The following is a 353-nucleotide window of genomic DNA, read 5'->3' on the forward strand; positions in this document are numbered from 1 at the left end:
TACGTTTACCTCAACATGGACGGCAGCATCCACACGGCCGATGTCTCGGGCACCTTTCGCGCCCGCGGCCTCGACATAGCGCGGGACGACTGGCATCTGCCGATGGCGGCGCAGGATCTCGCGTTCCTTGGCTCCCTCCGCAGCATCGTTCGAGTCGAGATCGAGCCGCGAGACATCGACGTGAGCTACATGGACCCGCAGAGCCGCAGCCGGGCCACGGGCATGCGCTGGACGCTGAACGGCCTGAGCGTCAACGCGCCGCTTATGGAGATGCCCGCCACGATGCGGCCGCCGACCGAGGATGTGTTCGCCTTCACTGATATCGACTTCGCCATGCTGCCCGCGCTCAAGGC

At 65.7% G+C, this 353-nt stretch carries 1 protein-coding gene; it reads left to right on the forward strand.

All coding sequences use genetic code 11. The annotated features are described in order from the left end of the window. On the forward strand, positions 1–353 hold a 353-nt coding region (locus AC0L3D_RS37025), incomplete at both ends, for a hypothetical protein (RefSeq protein WP_473647579.1).

Source organism: Mesorhizobium sp. WSM4837 (assembly GCF_055811435.1).